The 25461-nt window shown below is 48.7% G+C and carries 23 protein-coding genes and 1 tRNA gene; 9 read left to right on the plus strand and 15 right to left on the minus strand.

The features are described from left to right. Together V4534_01650 and V4534_01655 are read left to right on the plus strand one after the other, a co-directional pair. Complete coding sequence (locus V4534_01650; GenBank protein ID MES2503560.1) at positions 1–369, plus strand: hypothetical protein; 369 nt, start codon at positions 1–3, stop codon at positions 367–369. 84 nt (positions 370–453) lie between these two features. Next, entirely contained in the window at positions 454–1473 is a 1020-nt protein-coding gene (locus V4534_01655) for a hypothetical protein (GenBank protein ID MES2503561.1), read from the plus strand. Here the strand turns inward: V4534_01655 and sufT are convergent. From sufT to sufB, 6 genes are read right to left on the minus strand one after another with little or no spacing between them, the layout of a single operon-like run. Then, the gene (sufT, locus tag V4534_01660) at positions 1448–1984 is read right to left on the minus strand and encodes a putative Fe-S cluster assembly protein SufT (protein ID MES2503562.1); all 537 of its coding nucleotides are present in this window, start codon (positions 1982–1984) and stop codon (positions 1448–1450) included. The genes V4534_01655 and sufT overlap by 26 nt on opposite strands. 11 nt (positions 1985–1995) lie before the next feature. Further along, on the minus strand, positions 1996–2406 hold the full coding sequence (locus tag V4534_01665) for an SUF system NifU family Fe-S cluster assembly protein (GenBank protein MES2503563.1): 411 nt from the start codon (positions 2404–2406) through the stop codon (positions 1996–1998). Then, on the minus strand, positions 2400–3587 hold the full coding sequence (locus V4534_01670) for a SufS family cysteine desulfurase (GenBank protein ID MES2503564.1): 1188 nt from the start codon (positions 3585–3587) through the stop codon (positions 2400–2402). Before V4534_01670 ends, V4534_01665 begins: the two co-directional genes overlap by 7 nt. After that, a complete protein-coding gene (locus V4534_01675) occupies positions 3578–4210 on the minus strand; it encodes a SufD family Fe-S cluster assembly protein (GenBank protein ID MES2503565.1) in 633 nt (210 codons plus the stop codon). The genes V4534_01670 and V4534_01675 overlap by 10 nt, the downstream gene beginning before the upstream one ends. Continuing rightward, positions 4194–4931 (minus strand): Fe-S cluster assembly ATPase SufC, encoded by a 738-nt coding sequence (gene sufC, locus V4534_01680; GenBank protein MES2503566.1) that lies wholly within the window; start codon positions 4929–4931, stop codon positions 4194–4196. Before sufC ends, V4534_01675 begins: the two co-directional genes overlap by 17 nt. A 2-nt stretch (positions 4932–4933) precedes the next feature. Continuing rightward, positions 4934–6364, minus strand: a complete 1431-nt coding sequence (gene sufB, locus V4534_01685; GenBank protein ID MES2503567.1) for a Fe-S cluster assembly protein SufB — start codon at positions 6362–6364, stop codon at positions 4934–4936. Positions 6365–8017: 1653 nt separating this feature from the next. On the opposite strand from sufB, the gene V4534_01690 reads away from it, so the two are divergent. After that, positions 8018–16660 (plus strand): hypothetical protein, encoded by an 8643-nt coding sequence (locus V4534_01690; GenBank protein MES2503568.1) that lies wholly within the window; start codon positions 8018–8020, stop codon positions 16658–16660. Positions 16661–16864: 204 nt separating this feature from the next. Next, complete coding sequence (locus tag V4534_01695) at positions 16865–17935, plus strand: hypothetical protein (GenBank protein ID MES2503569.1); 1071 nt, start codon at positions 16865–16867, stop codon at positions 17933–17935. Between the two features lie 45 nt (positions 17936–17980). Here the strand turns inward: V4534_01695 and V4534_01700 are convergent, their stop codons facing one another. The 7 genes from V4534_01700 to V4534_01730 are packed head-to-tail and all read right to left on the minus strand — an operon-like array spanning position 17981 to position 22461. Continuing rightward, positions 17981–18196 carry an AtpZ/AtpI family protein gene (locus V4534_01700; GenBank protein MES2503570.1) on the minus strand — a complete coding sequence of 72 codons (216 nt, stop codon included), beginning with the start codon at positions 18194–18196 and terminating at the stop codon, positions 17981–17983. Next, positions 18193–18642, minus strand: coding sequence for a thioesterase family protein (locus tag V4534_01705; GenBank protein MES2503571.1), 450 nt, complete (start codon positions 18640–18642; stop codon positions 18193–18195). The genes V4534_01700 and V4534_01705 overlap by 4 nt, the downstream gene beginning before the upstream one ends. Next, entirely contained in the window at positions 18596–19468 is an 873-nt protein-coding gene (gene atpG, locus V4534_01710; GenBank protein ID MES2503572.1) for an ATP synthase F1 subunit gamma, read from the minus strand. Before atpG ends, V4534_01705 begins: the two co-directional genes overlap by 47 nt. A 3-nt stretch (positions 19469–19471) precedes the next feature. Next, positions 19472–21010 (minus strand): F0F1 ATP synthase subunit alpha, encoded by a 1539-nt coding sequence (gene atpA, locus V4534_01715; GenBank protein ID MES2503573.1) that lies wholly within the window; start codon positions 21008–21010, stop codon positions 19472–19474. After that, the gene (gene atpH / locus V4534_01720; GenBank protein ID MES2503574.1) at positions 21001–21504 is read right to left on the minus strand and encodes an ATP synthase F1 subunit delta; all 504 of its coding nucleotides are present in this window, start codon (positions 21502–21504) and stop codon (positions 21001–21003) included. Before atpH ends, atpA begins: the two co-directional genes overlap by 10 nt. After that, positions 21501–22016, minus strand: a complete 516-nt coding sequence (locus tag V4534_01725) for an ATP synthase F0 subunit B (GenBank protein MES2503575.1) — start codon at positions 22014–22016, stop codon at positions 21501–21503. The genes atpH and V4534_01725 overlap by 4 nt, the downstream gene beginning before the upstream one ends. Next, on the minus strand, positions 22009–22461 hold the full coding sequence (locus tag V4534_01730; protein ID MES2503576.1) for an ATP synthase F0 subunit B: 453 nt from the start codon (positions 22459–22461) through the stop codon (positions 22009–22011). Before V4534_01730 ends, V4534_01725 begins: the two co-directional genes overlap by 8 nt. A 57-nt stretch (positions 22462–22518) precedes the next feature. Here V4534_01730 and menB point away from each other — a divergent pair, with 57 nt between their 5' ends. From menB to V4534_01745, 3 genes are all read left to right on the plus strand, one after another. After that, complete coding sequence (gene menB, locus V4534_01735) at positions 22519–23316, plus strand: 1,4-dihydroxy-2-naphthoyl-CoA synthase (protein MES2503577.1); 798 nt, start codon at positions 22519–22521, stop codon at positions 23314–23316. Beyond that, positions 23316–23801, plus strand: coding sequence for a tRNA (adenosine(37)-N6)-threonylcarbamoyltransferase complex ATPase subunit type 1 TsaE (tsaE, locus tag V4534_01740; GenBank protein ID MES2503578.1), 486 nt, complete (start codon positions 23316–23318; stop codon positions 23799–23801). The genes menB and tsaE overlap by 1 nt, the downstream gene beginning before the upstream one ends. Further along, a tRNA-Met gene (locus V4534_01745) sits at positions 23792–23868 on the plus strand. Before tsaE ends, V4534_01745 begins: the two co-directional genes overlap by 10 nt. A gap of 8 nt (positions 23869–23876) precedes the next feature. On the opposite strand, the gene V4534_01750 is transcribed toward V4534_01745, so the two are convergent. Further along, on the minus strand, positions 23877–24341 hold the full coding sequence (locus tag V4534_01750; protein MES2503579.1) for an SRPBCC family protein: 465 nt from the start codon (positions 24339–24341) through the stop codon (positions 23877–23879). Positions 24342–24429: 88 nt separating this feature from the next. On the opposite strand from V4534_01750, the gene V4534_01755 reads away from it, so the two are divergent. After that, complete coding sequence (locus V4534_01755) at positions 24430–24813, plus strand: hypothetical protein (protein MES2503580.1); 384 nt, start codon at positions 24430–24432, stop codon at positions 24811–24813. Beyond that, on the plus strand, positions 24810–25076 hold the full coding sequence (locus tag V4534_01760) for a hypothetical protein (protein MES2503581.1): 267 nt from the start codon (positions 24810–24812) through the stop codon (positions 25074–25076). Before V4534_01755 ends, V4534_01760 begins: the two co-directional genes overlap by 4 nt. Here the strand turns inward: V4534_01760 and V4534_01765 are convergent. Continuing rightward, entirely contained in the window at positions 25073–25459 is a 387-nt protein-coding gene (locus V4534_01765; protein ID MES2503582.1) for an iron-sulfur cluster assembly accessory protein, read from the minus strand. The genes V4534_01760 and V4534_01765 overlap by 4 nt on opposite strands. Between the last annotated feature and the right edge of the window lie 2 nt (positions 25460–25461).

The raw sequence follows: 25461 nt of genomic DNA on the forward strand, positions 1-25461 counted from the left end.
GTGACAGTGATCAGGTTATTCTTGCTGCTGCATTTGAGCTTTCCTGCATCAACTCAAGGAAACCAAACTGCGGTTATCTACACCAAACCAGTGGGTGGAATATACTCAGCGCTGGAAATTGGTTCCGTATATTTCGCGGTGGGCTTAATCCTAACAGCGCCCGCGTTAACGCTCGCCGGTAGGCACCATGCCGCTGCAAAAGGGGAAACGGCGGCCGCCACCATGGCCGATAATCCCTTCACGCTTGCCATTGCTGCGATGACCACGCCCATGTCGGTTTTTATGTTTAATCAATGGATTGTTAATTGGATTAGCGCCTATTCAGCGTGGCGCTTTGCGCCTCCAGATCTCAAGAGCGTCAAAGTGTAGGGTTTAGATGAAGTGGAATATAGGTCTTTTGGTAGAAATGAAGTTAAGAAAGCAGCTATGATCCTTCCATAGAGAGAATTTTTTATGGATAAGCTAATTCCAAGAACGGTATCAACTCAATCTGAACCTGCATCTGAAAGCGATGAAGCGAAATCGCCAAGGACTTCCGAGGAATATTTCACAGATGCTTTTGAAGGGTCAAGTTCCTCCGAAGAATTGGAACATCAACTTCCACCTTCCATGGAGGCAGGTTTTGAAAGAGTCAGCGCTCTATGGGATAAGGAATTCCCCCAATTTCCAAAGCCAGATCCAGCGCTGGCTCACGCAGGATTAATGAAGGCAGATATAATCTCACCTGGAAAATTTTTGACACCTCCGGAATATGAATACGATGCCGAGTCGAGTTTTAATCATGGCATGGGTCAAGAAGCGGCAGAACTTGCTCACGCACCAATCTTAAAACCAACGCCAGCGGTATTAAAAGCGCGTTTAGATGAGATCGCAAAAACCCGACGTTATCTCGCCTATGCCGCGGAGGGCAATGAATATGTTTTGCATGGTCAGCCCATAGAGGAAGCGTCAAAGGAATGGGGCGCCCACGTTATGGATGATATGTCTGAAGGTTCGCGCCATGGCTATTTGGCACAGGCTGCGCGTGAACGTATCAGTACGAGATATCAAGTATTCGGACATGTCGAAGTTGGAAATGAGACGATAGAGCTTTCCAGTATTGATATGTTACCTGGTGTACTCGATGGCCTTGCGATGCATCATCCATTTAATGCTGATGCTATAAAAATTAAAAATCATGCTTTAGAAATGCTAGCTGCGGCGTTCTGTGTGGAGCCTTGGGATTTAGATCAAATCGCGGCCAGCTATCGTTTGCTATGTCACGGAACACCCTATGTGAATGGAACACCGTCGATTATAGAAACTTTTATCGACGGGATGCTTCGGTCTAGGGGTTGGGCATTGCCGTCCAAAAAATCTGAGCCATTTTGGAATGCAGTGATGCACGATGATGAAGATGGGCCGTATACTTGGCAGCATTTCATGCGCAATTTTGAGAGTCCTGAAACTACATCATCCCCAATTGCAACCTAGCGGCATCGGACATCATTTCGCTGCTCCAGGCAGGATCGAAAACCAAGTCGATGGTGACCGTTTCAATGCCAGGGATGGCCATCATTTTGGTTTCGATGTCGGTTCTCAGCACTTCGCCCATGCCGCAGCCCGGCGCCGTGAGCGTCATTTGGACCTGCAAGTGACTGTCAACCAGCTCGAGCTTATAAATCAGCCCAAGCTCAACGATGTTGACGGGGATTTCTGGGTCGTAGCAGGTTTTCAGCTGCGACCAGGCGGCTTCTTCTAGATTGCTGAACTTAGACCAGTCAGGCTTTTGGCTTTCTTTCGGTATTTCTTGGCCTAAAGCGTCGGCATCCGTGCCGTCAATGCGAACGAGATAGCCCCATTCGGTCTCGACCGTGAACATGCCTCCGAGCACTTGGGTAATATAGACTTCGTGCCCTGCTTCCAGGGTCATCATTTCGCCGTTGGGGATTTGGATGGCTTTACAATCCCGGCTTAGTTTGACGCTTAACCCACCGCCATACATATGCATTTGATTTACTCCAGTGCCGATTTAAAAGTATGCCAGGCCAATGTTGCGCATTTAACGCGGGCGGGAAATTCTCGTACTCCAGAAAAAACCTGCGCCTTGCCGAGCTTCGCGCCTGTTCCTGTCTCGCTGGTTAACAGCTCATGAAAATCCTCGAATAGCACACTCGCTTCATCCAGCGTCTTGCCGATAAGTTCATCGGTCATGATGGATGCCGAAGATTTGGAGATGGCGCAGCCCTGCCCCGTGAAACGAATATCGGCAATGCGGCCCTCTTCAATGCGCAAATAGACATCAAATTCATCGCCGCATAATGGATTGTATCCGTGCGCATGATGCGTGGCCGCTTCGAGCACGCCATAATGATGCGGATGCTGGTTATGATCCAAAATCATTTCTTGGTACAAATCTTCTAGCATTTGAAAACCTGCTTCACGCGTTTAAGCCCAAAAGTCAGGGCATCAATGTCTGCCAGCGTGTTGTAAACCCCAAGCGAAGCACGCGCCAAAGCTGGCACACCCAAAAGCCGCATTAGAGGCTGAGCGCACAAATGCCCTGCCCTGATTGCGATGCCTTCTTGGTCTAAAATCGACGCAATGTCATGCGGGTGAATATCACCCAAGCTGAACGATATAATCGGAATGGGACTATGCAGTTGGCTGCGCACCGAACCCGGAAATACCTTCTCAACTTCCGCAAAACCATAACGCATCAATTCAGATTCATGGGCCTGCATCTTCTCGAAGCCAAGGCTTAAGACAAAATCAATGGCAGCACCAAGGCCAATAACACCGGCAATGTTCGGCGTGCCAGCTTCAAACTTCATCGGCAACTTGGCATAAGTGGTTTTTTCGAAAGCGACATGCTCAATCATGTCGCCGCCTGTTTGATAAGGCGGCATCTTTTCGAGCAGTTCTTCGCGTCCATAGAGCACGCCCGTGCCGGTCGGCCCGTAGAGTTTATGGCCCGAAAACACTAAAAAATCACAATCTAAATCTTTGACGTCAATCGGCAGATGGGTCGCTGCCTGAGCGGCGTCAACGAGCACGGTCATACCTCGCGCTTTAGCGAATGCAGTCCATTCTTTCACCGGGTTAACAACGCCCAACGCATTCGAAGCATAGCTCATCGCCAACAGTTTAGCGCTCGGACCAAATGGCAACGGCCCTTGATGCCCCAGCGGAATCACCTTGAGCACGCAACCAATCTGCTGGCATACCATTTGCCAGGGAACGATATTGGAATGGTGCTCTAAGCTTGAAATCCAGATTTCGTCGCCCGCTTTCAAAAAGTGCTTGGCAAAGCTATTCGCCACCAGATTGATGCCGCCCGTCGTACCGCTGGTAAAGATGATTTCTCTGCCTGAGCGTGCGCCGATAAATTTTTGCACCCGAACACGCACTTGCTCGAACGCGTCCGTGGCTTGCTCACTCAAATAATGCACACCGCGGTGGATGTTGGCGCAGTATTTCAGTTCATAAGCCCGCTCAGCCTCAATGACGCTGAGCGGCTTTAAAGCGGTGGCCGCGCTGTCTAAATAAACCAGCTTTTTGCCGCGAGCGGTCTGCTCCAAAATCGGAAACTGGCTTTTTAGATCCACGCAAACACCTGTTGGGTGAGTTCATCGCGCATGGCAGTGTCGTCAATGCTTTGTAGGACTTCACCAGCAAACGCTTGAATTAACAATCGTTTGGCCATAACTTCGTTTAAGCCTCTCGCTTTCATATAAAACAGCGCGCTGGCGTCTAATTGCCCGATACTTGCGCCATGACGACACTGAACCGCATCGGCGTTGATTTCTAAATGTGGCTCAGCGTGAACCCTGGCATTTGGAGACAGCAATAAACTGCGATGCAACTGACCAGCATCCGTACCCAATGCGCCAAAGGGCACAGCGACATAAGCTTTCAAAAATCCTTGCGCATCGTCTGCGTAAAGACCTTTGTGAAGCTGCCTGCTTTTGCAATTTGGTACGTTGTGAAACACTTCAACACTCGTTCGTAAGTGACCGGATTGTTTAACTAAATCGAGGAAATTTAAATTACAAGAAGCATGCTCGCCAAGAAAAGTAACGCGCCAGTTCTGTGCCTGCTCCCCTTCGCAAAACGTAACCTGAGTCAGCGACAAATGGGCCCGCGCCTCAAGCTCGATTTCAAGTCCCTCTCCAGTTGCTGGAGAGGGATTTAGGGTGAGGCTCTCCCCTGCCTTAACGCGGATTTGCATAGCCACTTTGCTCCAACTCCAGCGCCAACTCTTTACCGCCCGAGCGTGTTATCTGACCATTTTGCAGCACATGCACAAAATCCGGCACGATATAATCGAGCAGCCTTTGATAATGCGTCACCACGATAAAACTTCTGCCAGCGTCCCGAAGCGCGTTAATGCTGTCAGCGACAATGCGCAAAGCATCAATATCAAGCCCCGAATCCGTCTCGTCTAAAATAACCAGCTTCGGCTCAAGCAAAGCAATCTGCAGCGCTTCATTGCGTTTCTTCTCGCCGCCCGAAAAACCTTCGTTGACGCTGCGTTGCAAAAACGCTTCGTCCATTTTCAAAAGCGCCATCTTCTCTTTAATTAGCTTTAGAAAATCAACCGCGTCGACTTCGTCCAGGCCTTGTGATTTGCGTTTGGCATTGAGCGCTGCTTTCAAAAAATAAGTATTATTAACGCCAGGGATTTCCACTGGGTATTGAAACGCCAGAAACAAGCCATTTAACGCCCGCTCTTCCGGAGCATCGTCAAACAGGTTCCTACCGTCGAAATTAACCGTTCCAGACGTCACGGTATAGGCAGGGTTTCCAGCCAAAACGCCAGCGAAAGTGCTCTTGCCAGACCCGTTTGGACCCATGATGGCATGGATTTCACCAGGGCCTACGTTGAGTGAGATACCTTTTAAAATTGGCTTGTCTTGCACTTTAACGTGCAAATTTTCTACATTTAACATGACTAACCTACCGCCCCTTCTAAACTAATTCCTAATAATTTCTGCGCTTCAACCGCAAACTCCATGGGGAGTTTTCTAAAGACGCTTTTACAAAAGCCATTCACAATCATATTCACAGCGTCTTCACTCGAAATGCCACGCTGCTTGCAGTAGAAAAGCTGGTCATCGCTAATCTTGGATGTGGTTGCCTCATGCTCCAGCTGCGCCGTGTTATTGCGTAGGTCCATATAAGGAAAAGTATTGGCTCCGCATTCCTGGCCGAACAACAACGAATCACATTGAGAATAGTTACGCGCTTTGTCTGCGCCCTTTTGGATGCGCACCAGCCCTCGATAAGAGTTTTGCGACTTCCCGGCTGAAATGCCCTTGGAAATAATCGTGCTGCTGGTGTTTTTACCAATGTGAATCATCTTGGTGCCGGTATCAGCCTGTTGATGATGGTTGGTCACGGCCACCGAGTAGAATTCACCAACCGAATCGTCACCCTGCAAAATCACGCTAGGATACTTCCAAGTGATGGCGGAGCCGGTTTCGACTTGAGTCCAAGAAATCTTTGAACGCTTGCCTCTGCAGGCGCCCCGTTTGGTCACAAAGTTATAGACACCGCCCTTGCCATTTTCATCGCCTGGGTACCAGTTTTGAACGGTAGAATACTTAATCTCTGCATTGTCGAGTGCCACCAGCTCAACCACAGCCGCATGCAGCTGATTTTCATCCCGCATAGGCGCCGTGCAGCCTTCCAAATAGCTCACGTAAGCGCCTTCTTCGGCAACAATTAGCGTTCTTTCGAACTGGCCGGTATTAGCAGAGTTGATTCTAAAATAAGTCGACAGCTCCATCGGGCAGCGCACGCCTTTAGGCACGTAGCAGAACGAGCCGTCGCTAAACACCGCTGAGTTCAGCGTTGCAAAGTAGTTATCGCTAATAGGCACCACGGATCCCAAATATTTTTGAACGAGCTCAGGGTGATTTTTAACCGCATCGGAGAACGAGCCGAAAATAACGCCAGCTTTAGACAACCGGTCTTTAAAAGTGGTCGCAACCGATACGCTATCAAAAACCGCATCTACCGCTACATTCGCTAGCTTTTCCTGCTCTCTAATGGGAATGCCAAGCTTTTGGTAAGTTTTTAGAATTTCGGGATCGAGCTCATCTAGGCTTTTAAGCTGCTTTTTCTGCTTAGGCGCCGAATAGTAGATAATGCTCTGATAGTCGATTTTAGGGTAGGAAATATGAGCCCAAGTAGGCTCGTCCTTCAAAGTTAACCAGTGCCGGTAGGCTTTGAGCCGCCACTCTAAAAGCCACTCTGGCTCCTCTTTTTTTGCCGAAATAAAACGAACCACATCTTCGTTTAACCCTGGTGGCAAGGTATCAGACTCAATATCGGTCACGAAGCCGTATTTGTAGCTATTTTCGGTAAATTCTTTAATCATGGCTGCTTTAAGCCGAGCTATATCGGTTCAAAAAGCATCCGACAAGGGATTAGGGAGTGTTCTTTCCCTCGGAAAGGCATGGAATTCTTGAAGAGCTATATACTAATATGGATTCATGAGAGTTTTATGGCTGTCGGCATTTATCACCTTGATTCAGTGCGCCGGAAGTAAACCTGGCGCAGACCAGCCACCTTCGGTCCCCCCCCCACAACCAATTCCAAATACTTCTGTCATTCATTGCGCCCAAGTAACCACGCAGGCGCAATGCAACTATCACGCCTACCCTGCTTCAAATCCGAAAGAATATTGTGCATGGCAAAATAATCAATGCTCGATGGTTCAAACGTGTGCAGAGATTACCCTTCGAGATCTATGTGATAGTAACTGGCCCGCCAGTTTCGGTGGGTGTATTTGGCTGCCAAATAGTGTTGGGGATGGTGGCACGTGCTTTAAAAACACGAGCAACTTATGTTCAGCGCTTACCGCGGAAGGCACTTGTAAAGGCAACCCTTCTTGCCTTTGGACTGTACCAGAAGGAGAGCCTGGCGTTTGCCAACCGTTATGCTTAGCCCTGACTCCAAGCGGACAAGATACTTGCGATGATCAAGGCTTCTGTTATTGGAATGGTCAAGCGTGCACCGAGGTCTCGAGCTGCAACAATATAGACACAAATGATGGCAATAAATGCGACAATTTCAATAATGAATCAGGGTCTTGCTTTTGGCAAACGGACCCTGGCCCCGCTAGTTGCCAGCTAGTAACCCAATGCAGCGATATACCGGCAGATAAAGTAGATGCAGAGTGCAGCCATGCCTTTAACAATCAGGGTGTGACCAGTTATTGTGCGCCAGTAGCTGGTCAGTGCACAGGCTTGGACAAGTGCTCCGCTGCTACCACTTCAGGTACTTGCAGCGCTTTTGAACAGGTTTCGCCCCTCAATTGCCAGTGGGACGTTGCACTCTCAGATTGTGACCCCAAAAATACAACCTGCGGTCAAAACATAACCCAGGCTGAATGCGCCGAACCTGCCAATACTGCCCTAGATTGCTATTGGTCCGCTGATAATTCAAAATGTTTGGTTGAAACAACGTGCTCTCAAAACCCGGATTCAGCTACCTGTGAGCATTCCCAACTTCAATGTGCTTGGAATCCCGTTTCTAGCCCGGCTCAATGCGCGCCCATCAATACACAGTGTGGCCAAAACGCAACTTCCGCAACTTGTACATCAACGAGTTTGCATTCCGAAACCTGCCAATGGGACAGCGCAACAAACCAATGCGTACGCCTCTGCTCGGGTTACATAACCAAATCAACCTGCAATCAATTCCCTACCCTCTGTGGCTGGGATTACGATAACGGCATATGCGAGCCCGCATTTAAATTTTGTGGTCAGAATCCTGATGAGGCAACTTGTGACGCATCCAAGTTAATTTGTCGTTGGAATGGTTCAGGCCCGTGCGTGCAAGATAACCGCAGTTGTCAATTCGTAGAAGGTTATTGCAGCCAATTTAAAGGTGCAGGTTGTTACGATCAGCATGGCGGTATTTGTAAAGGCGGCGCTCTCGGCGTGCCCTGCACTCATACAGATAGTAATCCTTGTTCGCAGCAGTCAAGACAAGACTGTAACCAGCCTTATTGTCAGTGGGAGTAAATATGACGGATAGATTAGGACCAACGCGTGGCTCACCGGTTGCGGATAATTTAGCAGAAATAGACCCCGTCATACGAAGGCTCCCCAGCGAATCTGTTTCTGATAGTTTTACCTTGTCCAATGTTGGGCGCCTGTCTGCTGAACAGTCTATTTCTCTGCTCCAACCACCAGCCCCTGTTTCTTTAGGAAAAAGGCTAATTGGCTATATAAAAAGCAATCTACCTGATTTATCTTTTCGGACGTTGGGCTTGGGTGCTGGGATTGGCGTAGGCGTATCACAGGTATACAGCGCTGTAGCAACGGGTGCCACATTGGCTGGCGGCATGACCAGTATACTTGGGCCCTTGAGCGGTATTCATGCGATTACGGAATCCCTTGCTACCTGGCGCCGACTTTCGACTCTGAAAAACGCGGCTGGCGAACCAATCAAGGTGCCAGTTCGTGAAAAAGTAGCACGTGTATTTTTTGAAAATTTGGCTCCATGCGTAATTGGTGCGGCTGTAACCACCTTAATGCTAGGAGGAGCCATTGTATCGGCTTTTATTACCGGTGGTGCTGCCTCGCCGCTATTGGGTCTAGCCGTTTTAAAGTCGGCTCCTGTTTACCTTGCGACTCAAAGAGTTTGTTCCAAGCTCGGCCAATTTGCTTGCAACAGAATGTTTGAGGCTAGAGAGCCCTCAGTTTTGGAGAGAACATACCAATCTGTTAAACAGAGGATGTTTCCCAAAGTGCGCCCAGAATCCGATATTGGTCTCAATGAAGCTGATACCGATTCGATATCCGTTTCTGATTTGGGCTCCGTTGAAGAAAATGTGCGTTCAGGCGTCAGCAAAGTTTTTGTTGAATCCTTACATCGCCCCGCCGGAATTCCAGATCCGGGCTCGCGTGTTAATAATGCTTGGTATCGCCAAATGCTTGCGGAAGATGAAAAGGGCGATCCGAATTCTAAAGAAGATGGACAAGATGCATTCAGAGCGATGCCTAGTCATGAACCTTTGCAGTTGCCTTCGAGAGGACTGATGTACCGGAATGTGGTGGGTGACGGCAATTGTTGGATCACAGCAGCTAACTACGCATTTTTAAGTCATTTTGTGAACAATGCAGACTATCGCGCTGATTTTTTAAGGGCGCATAGCACCCCAAGCGATCCTAAAGAAATTAGGTTTTTGAATCTTCTGAAAGAAATGGATGCATATGTCGCTAAAATTGGTGACATTTCTGACAATCAACTGATGAGTTTAATTACCTCTCCTGCTTACGTAGGAGTTATTAGAGACTTTACCCGCGACTTGTGCAAGCAACCGCAGCAGGACGCCTATGGAGGTGCAGACGAACTTGAGAAATTCTCGGAATATATAAAATTACAACTGCCACACCTTGTTCTTAAGGCAGATAGGCAAAGAGGAGAGGAAAGAATCCTGCCTCAATTACCTGGAAGTGAACCGCTCGATTGGCCCGTGGCAGAAAAGCAGTTGGTGCTAGTAAGCTCCAGTGGCTCAAACCACCATTATGTCATCTTAGAAACCGAAGAAAACAATGAATCCGAATTTAAATCAGCGTTTTCGGGGCGCTCAGCCACGGCTCGATCTTTGGGATCTGACGAAGACTCTGAATCGGCGGTTTCGGGAAGTTCAGTAACAGCGCGCTCGTCGCAGTCCTCAGGTCGTTTATCCACCTATGACCCAGATGACGACGATGATTCGGAGTCGGCCCTGTCTGAGGGCTTGGAGCCGGAGCATTATATACAGGTAATAGCCGAGCTTGATGAAGATACCTCCAACGAGATGTGGCATGACACCTATATGGGCCTTGTCTCGAGCTTAGCCGCCGAAGATTTAGACCCGCAGACAAAAAGCAAGCTGGCGCAATTGCTTGGTGAATTTAGGGCAAAAAGCGAAAAAATTCATGCCAACAGGGGCAGGAAGCCAATCGTACCGCTGAACGAGTTGTTGGACGGCATCAATAGCTATCGTGAATACCTGGAAAGCGATGCTGGCCAAGCAGAAACTCTAGACACATTGCGTAGAAAACGTAGAGCGATGGCATTTAACCTCGATCAACTTAGACGAGCTCACGCCCAAGTTGAAGGCGTCCATGAAAATGTAGCCGACTTTCAAAAGTTAATCGATTTGCTGAACACCCGAATTGCGGCTCACACGCGGGCTGAAACCATTGGCTTAGAGGCTGATTTGGAAGATCCGCGTGTAAGGCAGCTGCAGGATTCGGTTGAGGTCTTAGGAGCTAAATTGAATGCGGCCAAAGATGAGGCCGCAGCTGCAACGCGTAGAGTTTCAGAAGTTCAAGAAGAGCTTTCTAAACAAGCGGCTGCAAATGTAGACAATATTCAGGCAGGTGCGCTGTTTGCTGCAACGGCAGTTGCAGCACAGTTTGAGGCAGAGCAGGAAAGACAGCAAGGCTTACTGAGAACAGCCAAAGAGGCCGAAAGAAATGCGCTGGCGAAAGCAGCTGATTTAACGAAAGAATTACGTGGCGAGATTGGTGAATTACAACAACAGAATGCCCGGCTGGTTACACACTATAGGTCTCGCCTCTCTCAATTAGAAAATAAAAATCAGCAAATATTAAGCGAGAAGCAAAGACAAGTTGAGCGTTTAAAACGAGAGGTTACGGATTCAAACACACGAGGCGCAAAGGCCAAACGACGCGCCGATGAAGCGCTCACCCAAGCGCAACAGCAGCATCAGCGACTAAATCGTCAAAGCGCACGAGCGGAAGCAGTGTTGCGCCAGCAAATCGAAACGCTCGAAGCCAACAGCAGGGAAGCGACTTCTCGTTACGACGCTGCGATTTTTCAAAGAGACCAGGCATTTAACTTTGCCTCTCAGACGGTGAGCGATTCAGAAACGCGGTTGCGTTATGACATCGGAGGGCAAGAACTGGCAATGAGAGAAATGTTCGCGAAGTTAGAAGTAGGCGCACGAACTGCCATCGAAGCGGATGCGAAAAAAACGCTTTCCGATTTAGCTTCAACAAAGACTGAAATGGAACAGCTGCGTGCCGATTTAGCTAAAGAGCAGCAGAGCATGCAACAGATGGCGGCCGATAAATTCCAGTTAGGCCTTGCGATGGGCGTTACTATAGCGGTTGGCAGCCAAACCAGAAAAACTCCCGAAGAAACGATTGAAAGAAATAAGCGTCTTCAAGCGGCTCATGCCCGAATATCAGAATTGGAGATGCAGATACGTCAATTAAGCGATACAAAGTACATGCCGGCATTGGAAGCGCTTTCTGACGAATACGAAGCGAAGCTGACCACAATGCGAAAACAGCTTCAGAAAGCAGGCGCCGAAATAGATAAAGCAAAAGGACGTGCCGCTGAACAAGCTACGAAATCAACACTGGCGACTTTAAGAGCACAAGCCCAAAAGAGCGAGGCGGAATTTGCCCGTCTTACCCAGGAATCTGAATCCATTCAAAGCTTAATACGGCAGGAAGCAGATACAAAAATTTCCGCCTTGGAAAGCACCATTGACGAACAGTCTCGAACGATAGCCGATTTGCAGCAAGGTTTAGCTGATGCCCAAAAGGCCGCACCAGCCTTATTCGCCGCTGGCCATGCGTCTGGCGCGACCTCTGCGGCGGTGGAATTCAGCCGGACTGCTCAAGCAGATATTGTTAGATCGGTTAATGAAACAGAGCGAGTCGCGCAGAGAATGGCTGCTGCAAGGACACAAGAAATAGAATCCCAGTTGAAAGCGGTGCTGGCTAATCGGGCCGCTGACAGAGCTCAGCTTGAAACGCAATATAGCGCAAAACTAAGCAATTCCCTTGCTCGGCTAGAGGCAGCTAACAAACAGAAATCGGCAGAATTAGCTAATCTTCAAGCGCGCTTAGAACAAGCCCAGAAATCCTCCAATAAAGCAGCATTGAAAGATGCCCAAAATGCGGTTGTAGCCGCTGAAGGTAGGCAGCGTAGCTTGCAGTCGCAAATGCAAAGCGAGATTAATCAGCTTAAGATTAAACTTAGCGATCTGGAAAAACAACGTAATGAAATGGCCGATGCTCTTGAAAAAGCAGGGAACGATTTAATCGCCAGTAAAGCGTTCTTCAAATGGAAAAACGTTGTTGAAAAGAGAAAATTGGAAACCGCAAAAAAAACGCATGAAGCTGAGATCGCGCGATTAAATGCAGAGTTAGCAACGGTTCGTAGCGCTGGATCAAGCCTAGAAACAAACCTTGAGAACCAAATTAGAGAACAACGTGAAGAAACTATGGCGGCCTACGCGTCAGGCTTGGCACACGCTGCCACTTTTGTTGACGGCCTGGAAAATGAAACCAGGCAGACCTTAGAAGTCTTGGAAGCCGAAACCCGATCGGCGCTGGTGGCAACACGAAATCGCGCTTCGCATAACGTCAGAACTCTGGACTTCTATCGAGATAGTATTCGCCTTCTTCGAATTGATCTTGATAGCGGTGAGTCAAGACAGCGTTTAGTCACAAATGAATTTATAGAACGTGAAAAAAGTTTTAGAGCCGCCATTCACGAGTTGGCTGAGCGAATAACCCAACTGGAACTCCAACTGAAAAACAGCACAGGAAACAACAAGGCTCTTAGCGAGCAATTAGCTCAGTCTAAAACGATTGCTGCGGCCGTATTCAGTGAGCTAGAGGGTTTGGCAAGATCGCATGCACAGAGCAGCTTATTCGCAGAGATGGGCGCAAAGCTTGAAGTTGTGCTTAAGGCTACCGAAGGCGCAGCAAGAGATGCCTTGGTTCTGGAAGAACAGACAGCGAGCCAGAGCCTATCAACCCAGGCACAGCTGCTATCAGCCACCGCCTCAGAAGAACGATCCCGTCAGGGTATCGAAAACAGCTTTAACGGGCTGATGATAACGGCCGCTGAAGGATTAGCTAGAGCCCAGAACGTTGAACAAATGACCGCAAGCCTGCAAATGTACGCTGCTCCTCTAGTTCTTCAGTTACAGGAATTAGCAGCTAGACAGAGAGGCACGGCTTCGGAAATGGAAGCATTCAATCAGCTCAAAACAGCTTGGGATATGTCTATGTCCGATGCCCTCGTGAATATGCAATCCCGGGCCGTTGAAGCCGAAGGACCTCAGCGAGCCGAAATCATTGCCGAGGAAATTGCCGTTTTTCAGACCCAGATTGCGGCGGCATTTGAAGAAGGTGCATCGAGGCAGCAGGTTATCGAAAGCCGACAGCAATTCATTAAGCAGAGCATAGTTGAAGCCACCGAGTCTCTTAATCGGGTCAAAACCATGCATGAAGCAGAAAGCGCTCTGAAAAAGTTGGCACAAACAAACCTCCTCCAACTTGGAGAGCAGGAGCGACGGGCCGCAATTGGGAGTGCAGCGCAAGTTAAATTGGACGCCGAATATGCAAACATGCAAGCAGCTATGCAGGCAATGAAATCTAGACTTAATTTGAGCGAACTAGATGCCAATTTAAGAAATCATATGGACAGCTTGAAGGAAGCATTTCTCGAGAGCCACGCAGGTAAGGAGCGAGTCGTGACGGAAGATACGGAAGCTGCTCTGGCGCAACTGCAAAAAATAAAAGAAGAAGCGATCGACCTGGCCATTCAGGAGCTTGCGGATGAAGAAGGAACCAATGCCAGTCATGTGAGCGATGACGAAATGGAGTCCCCCAGGATCGAGGCGCCAAAGGAGGATGACGCCAAGTGGATGCCATATGTGGAAGCCGGTGCGGCTTTGCCTCAGTATTTGTTGGCAGAGGCAAAAGCACGATTTTTAGCTTTGGCAGAAAGAGTTGATATAGATGATACAAAAAAAGCAGAAATCTCAAAGATTGCTGCTGAAAATACTCCCGAATATAGAGATTTGGTTGGTCAGGCTCTGGAAAATCAAATGCTGTTTGCAGCTGCATTGGGTAAGTTAATACTCAGAACACCTTCCGGTCGTAGTGACGAAATTGATACCGCGGGCCAAATTCTTCTTCAAAACTATTTGATGCAACCAAAACTTAAAAAGCCCACTCGAAGGATTGTTATCTCAGCCGCGACTAAACAACTTGAAAGAGTAAGAACGAGCACGTCATCTCCACAACTGATCAATGCACGAATTTCAAAAATGGTGTTGCCAGGCTCAATGTTTGGGATGATGCACTCCCTCGAAACGGTAGATTTGGGAAGAATCCTCAATACTCGCTTTGAAAGAAAGTATAATATTCCAACATATCCAACGCCAGAAGAGGTTCAGTCTGCTCAATCAAGAGTCATCGAGGCGCCTAAGTTAGAAGTTGTAGCAATGGCCCTTCCCGATGTAGTCGCGGCACAAGCTTTACAGCGAAAACTCATGCAAAGCCTAGAGGGCACCAGTCTACCCCCGCTCCCAATCCTGGTGCAAATGTTGGAGGAAGGAAGTCTCGATCCGGCCTATTTCAAGAGATTTGCAGATGGTGGTTTGTCAATTTTACAAAATGCCATCTATCCTTATTATGTTGCCGAGCTAAGAATTAGAAAAGGCGCTGAAACCACCACATTCTTTGACAAACCAGCTACCGCAAACGACCTTACATCCATTTTGCCTGTACATGCGTCTCCGGAGGAGCAAGTTTCATTGATTCTCCGTGCAATTGCTATCATGGGCAGACCCTTAAATAAAAATGGCCTAGGAGGCAGTCCGTTTTCTGAACAACAAATTCAGCAATTCCGCCGAATGTCTTCTGTTGGAATGCAGGCAACGCCGTTTCAGGGAGCAGCGGGTTCTGGAAAAAGTAAGTCCATTGGCTTATATCCTGAACTGACTGGCACAGATTTGCCGTTTATATTACATATCTCGCCTTTCCCTGAGAGAAATACACATAACTGGAGCTTGGCAAACTTACCGACACCAGACACCAAAGGAACACCTGTAATTCACGCGACAATAGATGAACTAACTAGGTGGCTTGGTGTCAATCCAAAAGAAACATTTGGAAATGGGCTGGTGGTACTCGATGAATACGATAGCGCCAGATATATTCCTGTCAGGAAAATGTTGCTGGAGCGCGGAAAGCCTGCTTTTGAAATGTCGGCCACACGCAATAAAAATGATATCGAATCGGTCCGAGCTAGGAATGATTATAAACTACGATTGCTTGATGCCTTACCCGGGCCAACAAGATCTGATTTAGCCGCCCTGACCAACCCCGCAAACCGCGCAGACCCGAATTATTTAAACACATATAAACGGGAAGCCTTCATTAAATGGTTCGATGAAAAGTATAAGGGACAAACTTCAGTTGATGCAAATGTGGCAGTAGAACAGTTTATCACTCAGTTGACGGAAAAACGGAGGGCAAAAGTTGCCAAAGCCAAACTTGCATTGAAGGATTTGAGCGAGATGCAGGACCTCCAATTCAAACGCTCCATGACCATTGAACAAGGTAGTTCCAATCAGCTAATTCAGAAAGCGGTCCAATTTCAGGTTGCCATTCCAGATAAAAATTGTGTTCTCGTAGAGTTACCTGAAGAGGAAACCCCTATTGAGCAGCAAGCTGATAATGCCGCCCTGCGATTAATGGCTGCAATTGAAACGAACCCAGATGAAAAGAACCCAGACTCACCAGTTGGGATCGCTTATCGAGATAGTTCAGGTCGGCTTCTTTATAAAATATGGCGAAATAGAAGTTGGACTACTGTGCCTGAGAAGCAATTTAGTGAAGAACCCTTGGCCAAAGTTTACTGCCTCTACACAAAGGATTCTCGTGGAGGAGACTTTAGGCAGTATAGTCGCGAACGCGTAGGTGGTGTATTTATGCATTACAATTCGGTTCCATTGAGTGATGAGCTGTATCAGAATTTAGGTAGAGACCGAAATAAAGTGACCGTTAGCTCAGCGCCAGTAACCATCTACCTCACAAATCGCAAGATGAACCAAGCAAGCCTCGTATCCGAAGCGAAAGAAGCTCAACAAAGTAGCGATGCAGATGTCATTGAGCTTAGAGCTAAAGAGCGGGTCATCAAAGCAATGAAACAAGACTTGTTAAACAGAGCCGTCAAAATCCTGGGCAAAGATCCGCTCGTAGGCGAAGTTCGTAAGGCCCTAGAGAACTTGAACCTTACCCCTGAAGATTTTGACAAACCGGAAGGACAACCGGCTGCATTGTTGCGCAAAGTATATCAAGATATCGTTCAAAGTAGACAAGCAAAATTGGGCGGAGAATTAATTGGCGGCGCTGCGTTAGATGCTGCGCTCTTAGCGGGACCTCAATATAGCCCAGGCAAAACCATTCGTGAAATGCTTAAGCTAACAAATATACCATTAGATTCTGGCGACATTAATTCGTTAGAGTTGCAAAGAATTGAGCTTGTGCTAAAGAAAACGCCCGCGAATATGGACTTTTTTAAAAAGGACATGCTTGGGCTCCAGCAACTTAGGAATGTTAACCCTGCTGTCTTAATGCGTTTCGAAAAAGGAATTATTGAAACAACCGCTCAATGGGGAGAGCGCGCCGCATACTACGCTGGAGAGATTAAAAAACTCAGAGATCAGGAAGCGAAGAGGAAAGAACAGGAGGCCTCAGCCTTTGCGAGACAAGCTTCGAGAGCCACCTCCCGCGGCCGACCAACAACTCCTGGAGGACGCGGGATGTCCCGAAATAACTCTTTGGCGGGGCAAACAACGTTACCTTCACCCCGAGTAACGCCTCGCAAGCCATGAGAAATCTGAAGAGATTATGAAACTTCGCTGAAGGGAAGCCGCAGCGGCTAGGGTCCAAAAAGAGCAGGCTCGCCAGAGAGCTCATCAAATTGGAGCCCTTGTGAGGCCTTTTATCGGGCTTCTAAGTAGAACTAGTGCATCCTATTGATAAGTTTCGCGCGCCTGTTATAATTGTTGCTAATATTTATTTAAATAGGCGCAATTATGAATACGAATTTAAAAACATTAAGTTTGGCTTTAATGCTGGTAACTTTTATCGTTTCTCCTGCTAGTGCTCTTAGACGTGAAACTGTGGTTGTTGACATAGACCAGGATGACGAGCTTCAATTGGAAACAATGCGGCAAGAAGGCGATATCGCAGGCGCAATGCTGATGGCGAATATGCTCCTTGAGCTCGGGGACCCATGGTACGGCGAATATATCGAACTATTAAACATCTATTCTGCTTACGTCCGAAACTCGGCAAATGGCGAGTTCGGCTTAGCAGCCGCAGATGCGCTTGGCATGGTTGGGCACTTTGAAAGATGGAATTGGAGCGAGCATGTCACTTATTATTCGGACAAAATTAAAATTCTTAAAAAATGGGATGCTTCGAATGAGCTAATTCGAGCTTTAGAACAGGATTTAAGTGCTCCCAATTTTCGCTCTGTAGCATCAAAGGCCGTTAAGAATTTTGTGGCATCACGGGAAGCTCTTAATACACGCTCATATTATAAATCACTCCACCAAGGCTTAGAAGAAGCTTTTTCGGTTGTGGATTGCGCCAAACGGCTGGTGGGATTTTGGAGTGATGCTTCCAGGCATTGTTCGTCTGATACGCGAATTGATGATGCCATTGTTAAAATAAATGGAAAAATAGCTGCTTTTGAGGCCGAAGAGCGTAGGCGGGATATTTTGGTTAACTTCGATAAGAAAGTGGGGCATTTGGTTGACTTTGAGCGAGGTAATCGGGGATCGGTAGTGAAGGCTGAAGCGAAGGCTTTTGCGGATATTCTTGCTCAAGTGCCAAAACCATTGCAAACCCAGAAACCAAATCGACGACCGGCCAAAAAATCGGCAAAGAAGAAAGCTTCAAACGAGAGCGTGCAGGCTTTTGAATTGCGCGTATTGGCTGAAAATCGCGACAATAGGCTGCTCAATCTCGCGGCTGCCTATGAAGAGAGCGAACGCCGTGCTTGGGAAGCTGCACAGGCTGCGGCGCAAAGAAAGAGTGAACGTATTTTGAAGCTGGCTCGGCCTCATGTGGGTGGAGTGGGGACAGTGTCTGTTCAGTAGAGAGCGTGGATTGCCGCGTCGCTTTGCTCCTCGCAATGACGGTGGTCACTGCGGGTTTTCTTTTAGATAGTCTTTTGAAAAGCGATATAAGGTTCGGCCTGCGGCGGCGATGCCTAAGCAGGCGCCTGTGATGAGGCCCCAGGGGGAGATGTCGAAGTAGCGTTCGGCGACGTAGCCCAGGGCGCCGCCTACGATGACGCAGAGGCCTATTTCTAGGCCGATGACGCTCGCTTTGATGTAGGATCGGTAGAAATCGCTCATGATTGGGTCAAGAAGGCGCGCATATTGGCGGGAATGGGCATTGACTTGCCCAGGTCTAGATTCACGCAGACGGTGGTAATTTCAGCTTTGAAAGAAGGGGTTTGGTCATGCTTTCGAATGATTTCAAAGCCTGTTTTTAACGAGCTATTACCCACGTTTAAAATGCGAATGGAAACTTGAGCGATATCGCCGTGTTTTAAGGGGGCCAAATATTCGCCCGAAGCTTTAACAGCGGGAAAGCCCCAACGTTGTTTGTCGATCGCTTCAGGGTAGCCCACCGGGGCCTTTGTGTTGATCCAGTCTTCGAAAGCGTTGTGGCAGTACTCAAAAAATCTCGGGTAGTACAGCCAGCCGGCGGCATCGATATCAGCGAAACGCACCGGGCGTTCGATGGTGAAGTTAGCCTGCAAGTGCTTCTGCTCCGGAGATGATTTCAACCAACTCACTGGTAATCGCAGCTTGTCTGGCCCTGTTGTATTTGAGGGTCAACGAGCTGATGACTTCCTTCGCATTTCTCGTGGCTGAGTCCATGGCACTCATGCGGGCGCCATGTTCGGATGCAACGGATTCTAAAAATGACTGGTAAAGCTGCGTGGCTAAATGCATTGGCAATAGTTGTTCTAAGAGCTCACTCTTGGAGGGCTCGTAAATGTAGTCTACCGGGTCATTGAGCACTTCCACCGGCTGAATGGGCAGCAGGCGCTTGACCACCACCTCTTGAGAAATGGCACTTTTGAACTTGTTGTACACCAAATAGAGGGCGTCTACGTGGTCGGTGACATAGGACTCACTCAGCTCGTCAGCGATCTGAGTCGCTTTCAAATAGCTCGGGTGTTCTAAAACGCCGGCGTAGTTGGTGCGGATGTTGACCCCTTCCCTTTTCATGGCTTCAAAGCCTTTTCGGCCTAAAGTGGAAACACGGATCTCATCGTGGACCTCGCCCATTTCTTTGAGAAAGCGAGACGCCCTTCTGATGACGTTGGAGTTAAAGGCACCGCAGAGGCCTCGCTCTGAGGTTAGTACCAACAGCTCTACCCGTTTGAGGACTGGGTGAACTTCTAATAGAGGGTGTGGCAAAGCACCTTGGTTTTCGAGCCTTTTGGCGATTCGGCCAACGACTTCGTCAACCTCTTGCGCATAAGGCCTGGCATTTTTCACTTCTTCTTGAGCGCGCCTCAGTTTGGATGCCGCCACCATTTTCATGGCTTTGGTGATCTTCTCTGAGCTTTTGACGCTCTTGATGCGGGTGCGGATGTCTCTTAAAGATGCCATCTTTTATGCCTCGAATATTTGTTCAAACGCCAGCAAAGCTTGATTTAAACGTTCTTTGAGCTCTCCCTCGATTTTCTTTTTAGGATTATCGCGGATGCTGCTCAAGATATCGCCATGTTGGGCTCTCATGTAGGCGATCATTTCATCGGCATAACGCGAGATATCTTTAGGCTCGATATGACGAACGAAAGTCGCATTTGAGTCAGCGCCTTTGTTTTGAGTGGCTGCATAAATCTGAACGATTTGCTCTTCCACGGCTAACGGGCTGTATTGCTTTTGCTTTAGCAATTCGAACATTCGTTGCCCTCTGGCAATCTGCTCCGTGGTCGCTTTGTCCAAATCTGAGCCGAACTGGGCGAAGGCCGCAAGTTCGCGGTACTGTGCCAAGTTTAGACGCATGGTACCAGCGAGTTGTTTCATCGAAGCAATTTGTGCTGCCCCGCCCACGCGAGATACAGACAAGCCAACGTTTACCGCAGGGCGCTGACCTGAGAAGAATAAGTCGGACTCTAAGTAAATCTGACCGTCGGTAATCGAAATTACGTTGGTTGGAATGTACGCTGAAACGTCGCCCGCTTGGGTTTCTACGATGGGCAAGGCCGTTAAGCTACCGCCGCCTTTTGCTTTGGACATTTTTGCGGCGCGTTCTAAAAGACGGCTGTGGAGATAAAACACGTCGCCGGGGAACGCTTCACGTCCCGGTGGTCTGCGCAATAGCAAGGACATCTGGCGGTACGCCACAGCTTGTTTGGATAAATCGTCGTAGACAATCAAGGCATGCTGGCCGTTGTCGCGCCAGTATTCACCGATCGCAGCACCCGTGTATGGGGCTAAAAACTGTAGGGGTGCTGGATCTGCTGCAGTTGCCGAGATCACCACGGTGTAGTCCATGGCGCCATGTTTACGCAACTTGTCTACGACCTGAGCAACGGTTGATTGCTTTTGACCGATGGCCACATAGATGCATTTTACGCCAGTGTTCTTCTGGTTCAAAATGGTGTCGAGCGCGATGGCGGTTTTACCAGTCTGGCGATCGCCAATGATAAGCTCGCGTTGTCCCCTGCCCACTGGGATCATGGCATCGATGGCTTTAATGCCAGTCTGCATTGGCTCGGAAACGGGCTCGCGGGCAATAATGCCGGGTGCTTTGGTTTCAATCAAGCGCCGCTCGGTAGCAATAATTGGTCCGCGTTCGTCGATTGGCTCGCCCAAGCCGTTTAATACACGGCCCAAAACGGCATCGCCCACACCAACATCGGCGATATTGCCGGTGCGGCGAACGGTGTCACCTTCACGGATGCCGGCATCGGAGCCCATGATGGCTATACCAACGTTATGCTCTTCAAGGTTTAAAATCAGGCCTTTGACGTTGTTGGCAAACTCGACCAACTCGCCCGCTTTGGCTTTTTCTAGGCCATAAACACGGGCCACGCCGTCGCCTACTTTGAGGACCGTACCGGTTTCAGCCACCTGAGTGCGGGTGTCAAAGTTCTTAATTTGATCTTCGATAACGCGAGATACTTCTTCTGCTCTTAGTTGCATAAAACCCTTCTTAATTGAGAAAGTTGTGTCTCCAAAGTGGAGTCAAATACCAAACCGCCAATTTGTGCTCGAACGCCTCCGAGCACACTGGGGTCGACTTTAGATTCTGGAACGACGGGCCTGCCCAAACGTCCAATCAAACTTTGGGTAATTTCGTCTAACTGATTTGGTGTTAACGCGTGGGCGCTGGTGATTTCAGCGCGCAGGCGGCCGAGCTTCATATCCAATTCACGGCCATAAGCGGTGCGAAGTTCGGGGATAATTTCGGTTCGATTGCTTTCGATGAGCATCTCCAAACAACGCGTCAGGATTGGGCTTAGTTCCAGTTTGTGGACAAGCTGCAGGCGTTCAGTGTTGCTGAATGCTGGGTTTTCCAAAAGCTTTTTAAGGGCTGTGTGCTCATAGCAGTTTGCAAGCGAGTCTAGCTCAAACTCGAGTTCGGTGGATAAGGCGATGAGAGCTCTTGCGTACCGTTTGGCAATGGCTGGATTCATGCGTGTCCCTCCGTCGTATCTCTGACGAAATTGGCGTAGAGTTTTGTGTCTAAGGCTTCACCCAAAGGCAGATTGCTTTCTGCGGCGGTAAGGATTTTGGCAGCGATCTCTTGTTTAAGCTCGTGAAGTGCTCTGGTGACTTCGGCTTTTAGAGTTTGCTGAGAATCTTTTTGAATTTGGAGGGCGATTTGCTCGGCTTCTAGTTTGAGGCGATTGCGCTCCAGTTCACCTTGGGTCAAAAAGTCTGATTTCATGCGGGCGATTTCGTTGTCTAGTTCCAGCAGGCGCCTCTCGCATTCTTGCAATTTGGCTTCGGCATCAAGACGGGCGCGCCTGCCTTCTTCAATGGCTAGGCGGATTTCGTCAGAGCGATTTTGCAAATAGGTAGCCACAGGCTTTTTGGCGAAGTGCCATAGAAAACCTAGGAAGATGAAGAAAGTGACCAGCATCCAACCGATGGCTGGATTGTCTTGATATGCACTGCCGAGTCCCCACCAGTTGATACTATGCATGTGAATGCTCCATCTTCGTGCCTTTGACGGGATTTCCAATCAGTTGATTAATGACCTGTTTAGACAAATCCGCCTGAAGTGGCATGAGCTCGCCTCTGAGGCGATCGATTTGCTCAGCGAGTTCTGCTCGGGCGGTGGCTTGTTGCTTGTGCGCTTCTGCTTTCGCGGCGTCTAGCACTTGGCGGTGAAAGCGAGCGCCTTCAGCTTGAAGTTCAGCAAGAACCTTTTTAGCTTCGCGTTGAGCGGCAGCAATGCGGGTCTCTACTTCCAATAATTTTTCGTGGGCTCTTCTTTGTAATTCAGCCGCTTCAAGCCTTGCGCCGCTGATTCTGCGCTCTCTTTCTTCAAAAAGTTTTAACACCGGAGCGAATAGGAACTTCGACAAGAAGCCTAAAAGGCTTAGGAAAAGTACCAGTTGGATGAGAAGCGTGCCGTTAACTTCCATGACGACGGTCTAGCTACGTTCTTGGCGGGTGTCAATGGACGTGCTACGCGAAAGCGCATGCACACCTACACGGAAATCTTATTTGAGAAGGCAGAAGGCATCGCCACCATCACCATTAATCGGCCCGAAGTTCGAAACGCATTTACGCCGCTTACAGTGCAGGAAATGTCTCATGCGCTGAATGACGCGCGAGATGATGAACGCATTGGCGTCGTGGTGTTAACTGGCGCTGGCGATTTGGCATTCTGCTCAGGTGGAGACCAACGCGTGCGTAAAGATGCAGGTTATGAAGATGACCAAGGGGTTCACCGCCTAAACGTTCTGGATTTTCAGAGACAAATTAGAACCTGCCCTAAACCAGTTATCGCCCGCGTGGCAGGCTATGCGATCGGTGGGGGTCATGTATTACATATGATGTGCGATATCACGATTGCGGCAGATAACGCGATTTTCGGCCAAACCGGCCCTAAGGTAGGCTCCTTCGATGGCGGCTACGGCGCCAGCTATATGGCGCGCATCGTCGGTCAGAAAAAAGCGCGCGAAATCTGGTTCATGTGCCGGCAGTATAACGCCCAACAAGCCCTAGATATGGGCCTGGTCAACACAGTGGTACCCCTCGAACAACTGGACGCCGAAGTCAAAAAATGGGCCAACGAAATGCTGGCCAACTCCCCCATGGCCATCCGCTGCCTAAAAGCCGCCTTAAACGCCGACTGTGACGGCCAAGCAGGCCTCCAGGAGCTGGCAGGTTGCGCTACCATGTTGTTCTATATGTCCGAAGAAGGTCAAGAAGGGAAAAACGCCTATTTGGAAAGGCGTAAACCCAACTTCGATCAATTCCCAAGGCGGCCTTGATGTTAATCATTGTCAGCGACTCGTCAGATCAGACTGAGGCTATCGGAGCTTGTCTGGCTAAGCATTTGGCGGCTCCGGTGGTCATCACTTTGGAAGGCGATTTGGGTGCTGGCAAAACTTGCTTCGTTCGGGGGCTTGTTTGGCATTTCGATCCTAAGGCGCCGGTATCTAGCCCCACTTATGCCTTAGCGCAGACCTATGAAACGCTGCCGCCGGTTCATCATATTGATTTGTATCGGGTGCCTAAGCAAGATTTAGAAGACTTGGGTATCTTGCACATGATCGAGGATCCAGGGGCCATTGTTTGTATTGAGTGGCCGACGAAAATGCTCGATTTGGGCGAGCGACATATTAGCATAAATTTTAGTAGTGACGGCATATCTCAGCGGCAGCTGGATTTTAAATTTTGTGCCGGTTTTTCTAAAGAGTGGCTCTTGACACTGGAGCGTGATCTGCTATCAATAGATGCACGGACCGCGGGGTAGAGCAGTCCGGTAGCTCGTCGGGCTCATAACCCGGAGGTCGTAGGTTCAAATCCTGCCCCCGCAACCAACTTCATCTCATTTGCTTAAATCTTCGTTAACATCTGGTTCTACAACCAGGGCTAACTGAGTCATGCATTCTTGCCAGCCTAAATAACACATCTCTACTGGAATCGCTTCGGGGATATTTTCCTGCGTCAGGTGCATTTCAGTTCCGCAGATGACTTCTTTGAAAGCGACCGTTACAGGCATTTCCCCGGGCAAGCTTGGATCTTCGAACTTATCGGTGTAGCGAATTTTTTGACCGGGCACGAGTTCTTGATAGCTGCCTCCAAAGGCGTGGCTCTTGCCCGTGGAAAAATTGGTGAACGACATGCGATAAGTGCCGCCGACGTTAGGGTCCATTTGATGGACTTTGCAGGTAAAGCCATGGGGCGGGAACCATTTTACAATGGCATCTGGATCCAAAAAGGCCCGATAGACGCGCTCTGGGGGCGCACTGAAGACACGATGCAGGGTTACTGTATTTTTTGGATTGCTCATAAGGGCAATATAATTTAGCTGGAGCGCTAAAATCAACCACTTGACGACGAATTTGATTAATTTACAAGATGTGCTGAGGTGATATGCCATGCGACCCAAAGCGCTTTTTCTGATTCTTGCTCTTTTTTTTCAAACGACACTGGCGCATGCCCCCTCGCCTACGCAGGAAGTATCATCGTCTAGTTCTTATTTTTGGATACCCGCAGGAATTATGGCGGGTTCTGCTGTGGTATTAAGCTATCTTCTGGGAGATAGATTTAAGCGGGGGGCTCAAAATGTGATGCCAGCGCTTTTAGGCTCGAGCATCGGCATCGGGGCCATCGCCATGGGTTTTGTTTTACATAAGTTGCAACAGCCGGCTTTTTCAATGTTGCTGCCTGGGCTCTTGATGGTGTCTGTTCTCGTTTATAAATCCATGGTGGTTTGTCCGCAGAAAGGAACGCAAGGGTGCACTTGCGGGCTTAATCAATGAAAGTCTTTGTTTTAATTGGCGTTATTAGTTTTTCATCGCTTGGATTTACCAATCGGATTGCGCCACTCGATGATAAACCTATCCCCGTGATGGAAATGATCCTGATTTGTTTGACGCCAGCGATTTTGTATAAGGGCTATTTTCCGACCAAAGAATCCCAAGGCGAGCCTTGGGGGCTTGTCAGAAACGCAGCTGTGTTAACTGTGTTTTATGGTGTGTGGACCTTTGTGAACTGGCAGATCGACAGTTATTTTGGCGCTTAGGCGATAGAAAAAGATTCGCCACAAGAGCAGGATTTTTTGAGGTTTTGGCTTTTGATTTTAAAGCCGTTGTCGAAATCGAGCCAGGAGCCGCCGATGACGGCTAAAGACCTTGGGTCAACGCAGACGTTTACACCCATGCTGCTGAAGACGCGGTCGTTTTCGCCAGCTTCTTCTTCGAAAGCAAAAAATGGTTTAAGTCCGGAGCACCCTCCACCCTGCATGCCGACTCTAAGGAGCGAGCCGGGTTTTTCGCCGGCCAGAAGCATGAGCAGTCTGGCAGCCGCTTCACCGCTGATGCCGATTTGATCAGGCGCTAGCTCACCCATCGATGTATCTGGGCGGATGGTTTGTTCTTTTTTGCTTTTGATTGAAAGTAGAGCCATGG

Source organism: Myxococcota bacterium (genome assembly GCA_040387835.1).
Lineage (GTDB): Bacteria > Myxococcota > UBA727 > UBA727 > JABDBI01 > JAZKCZ01.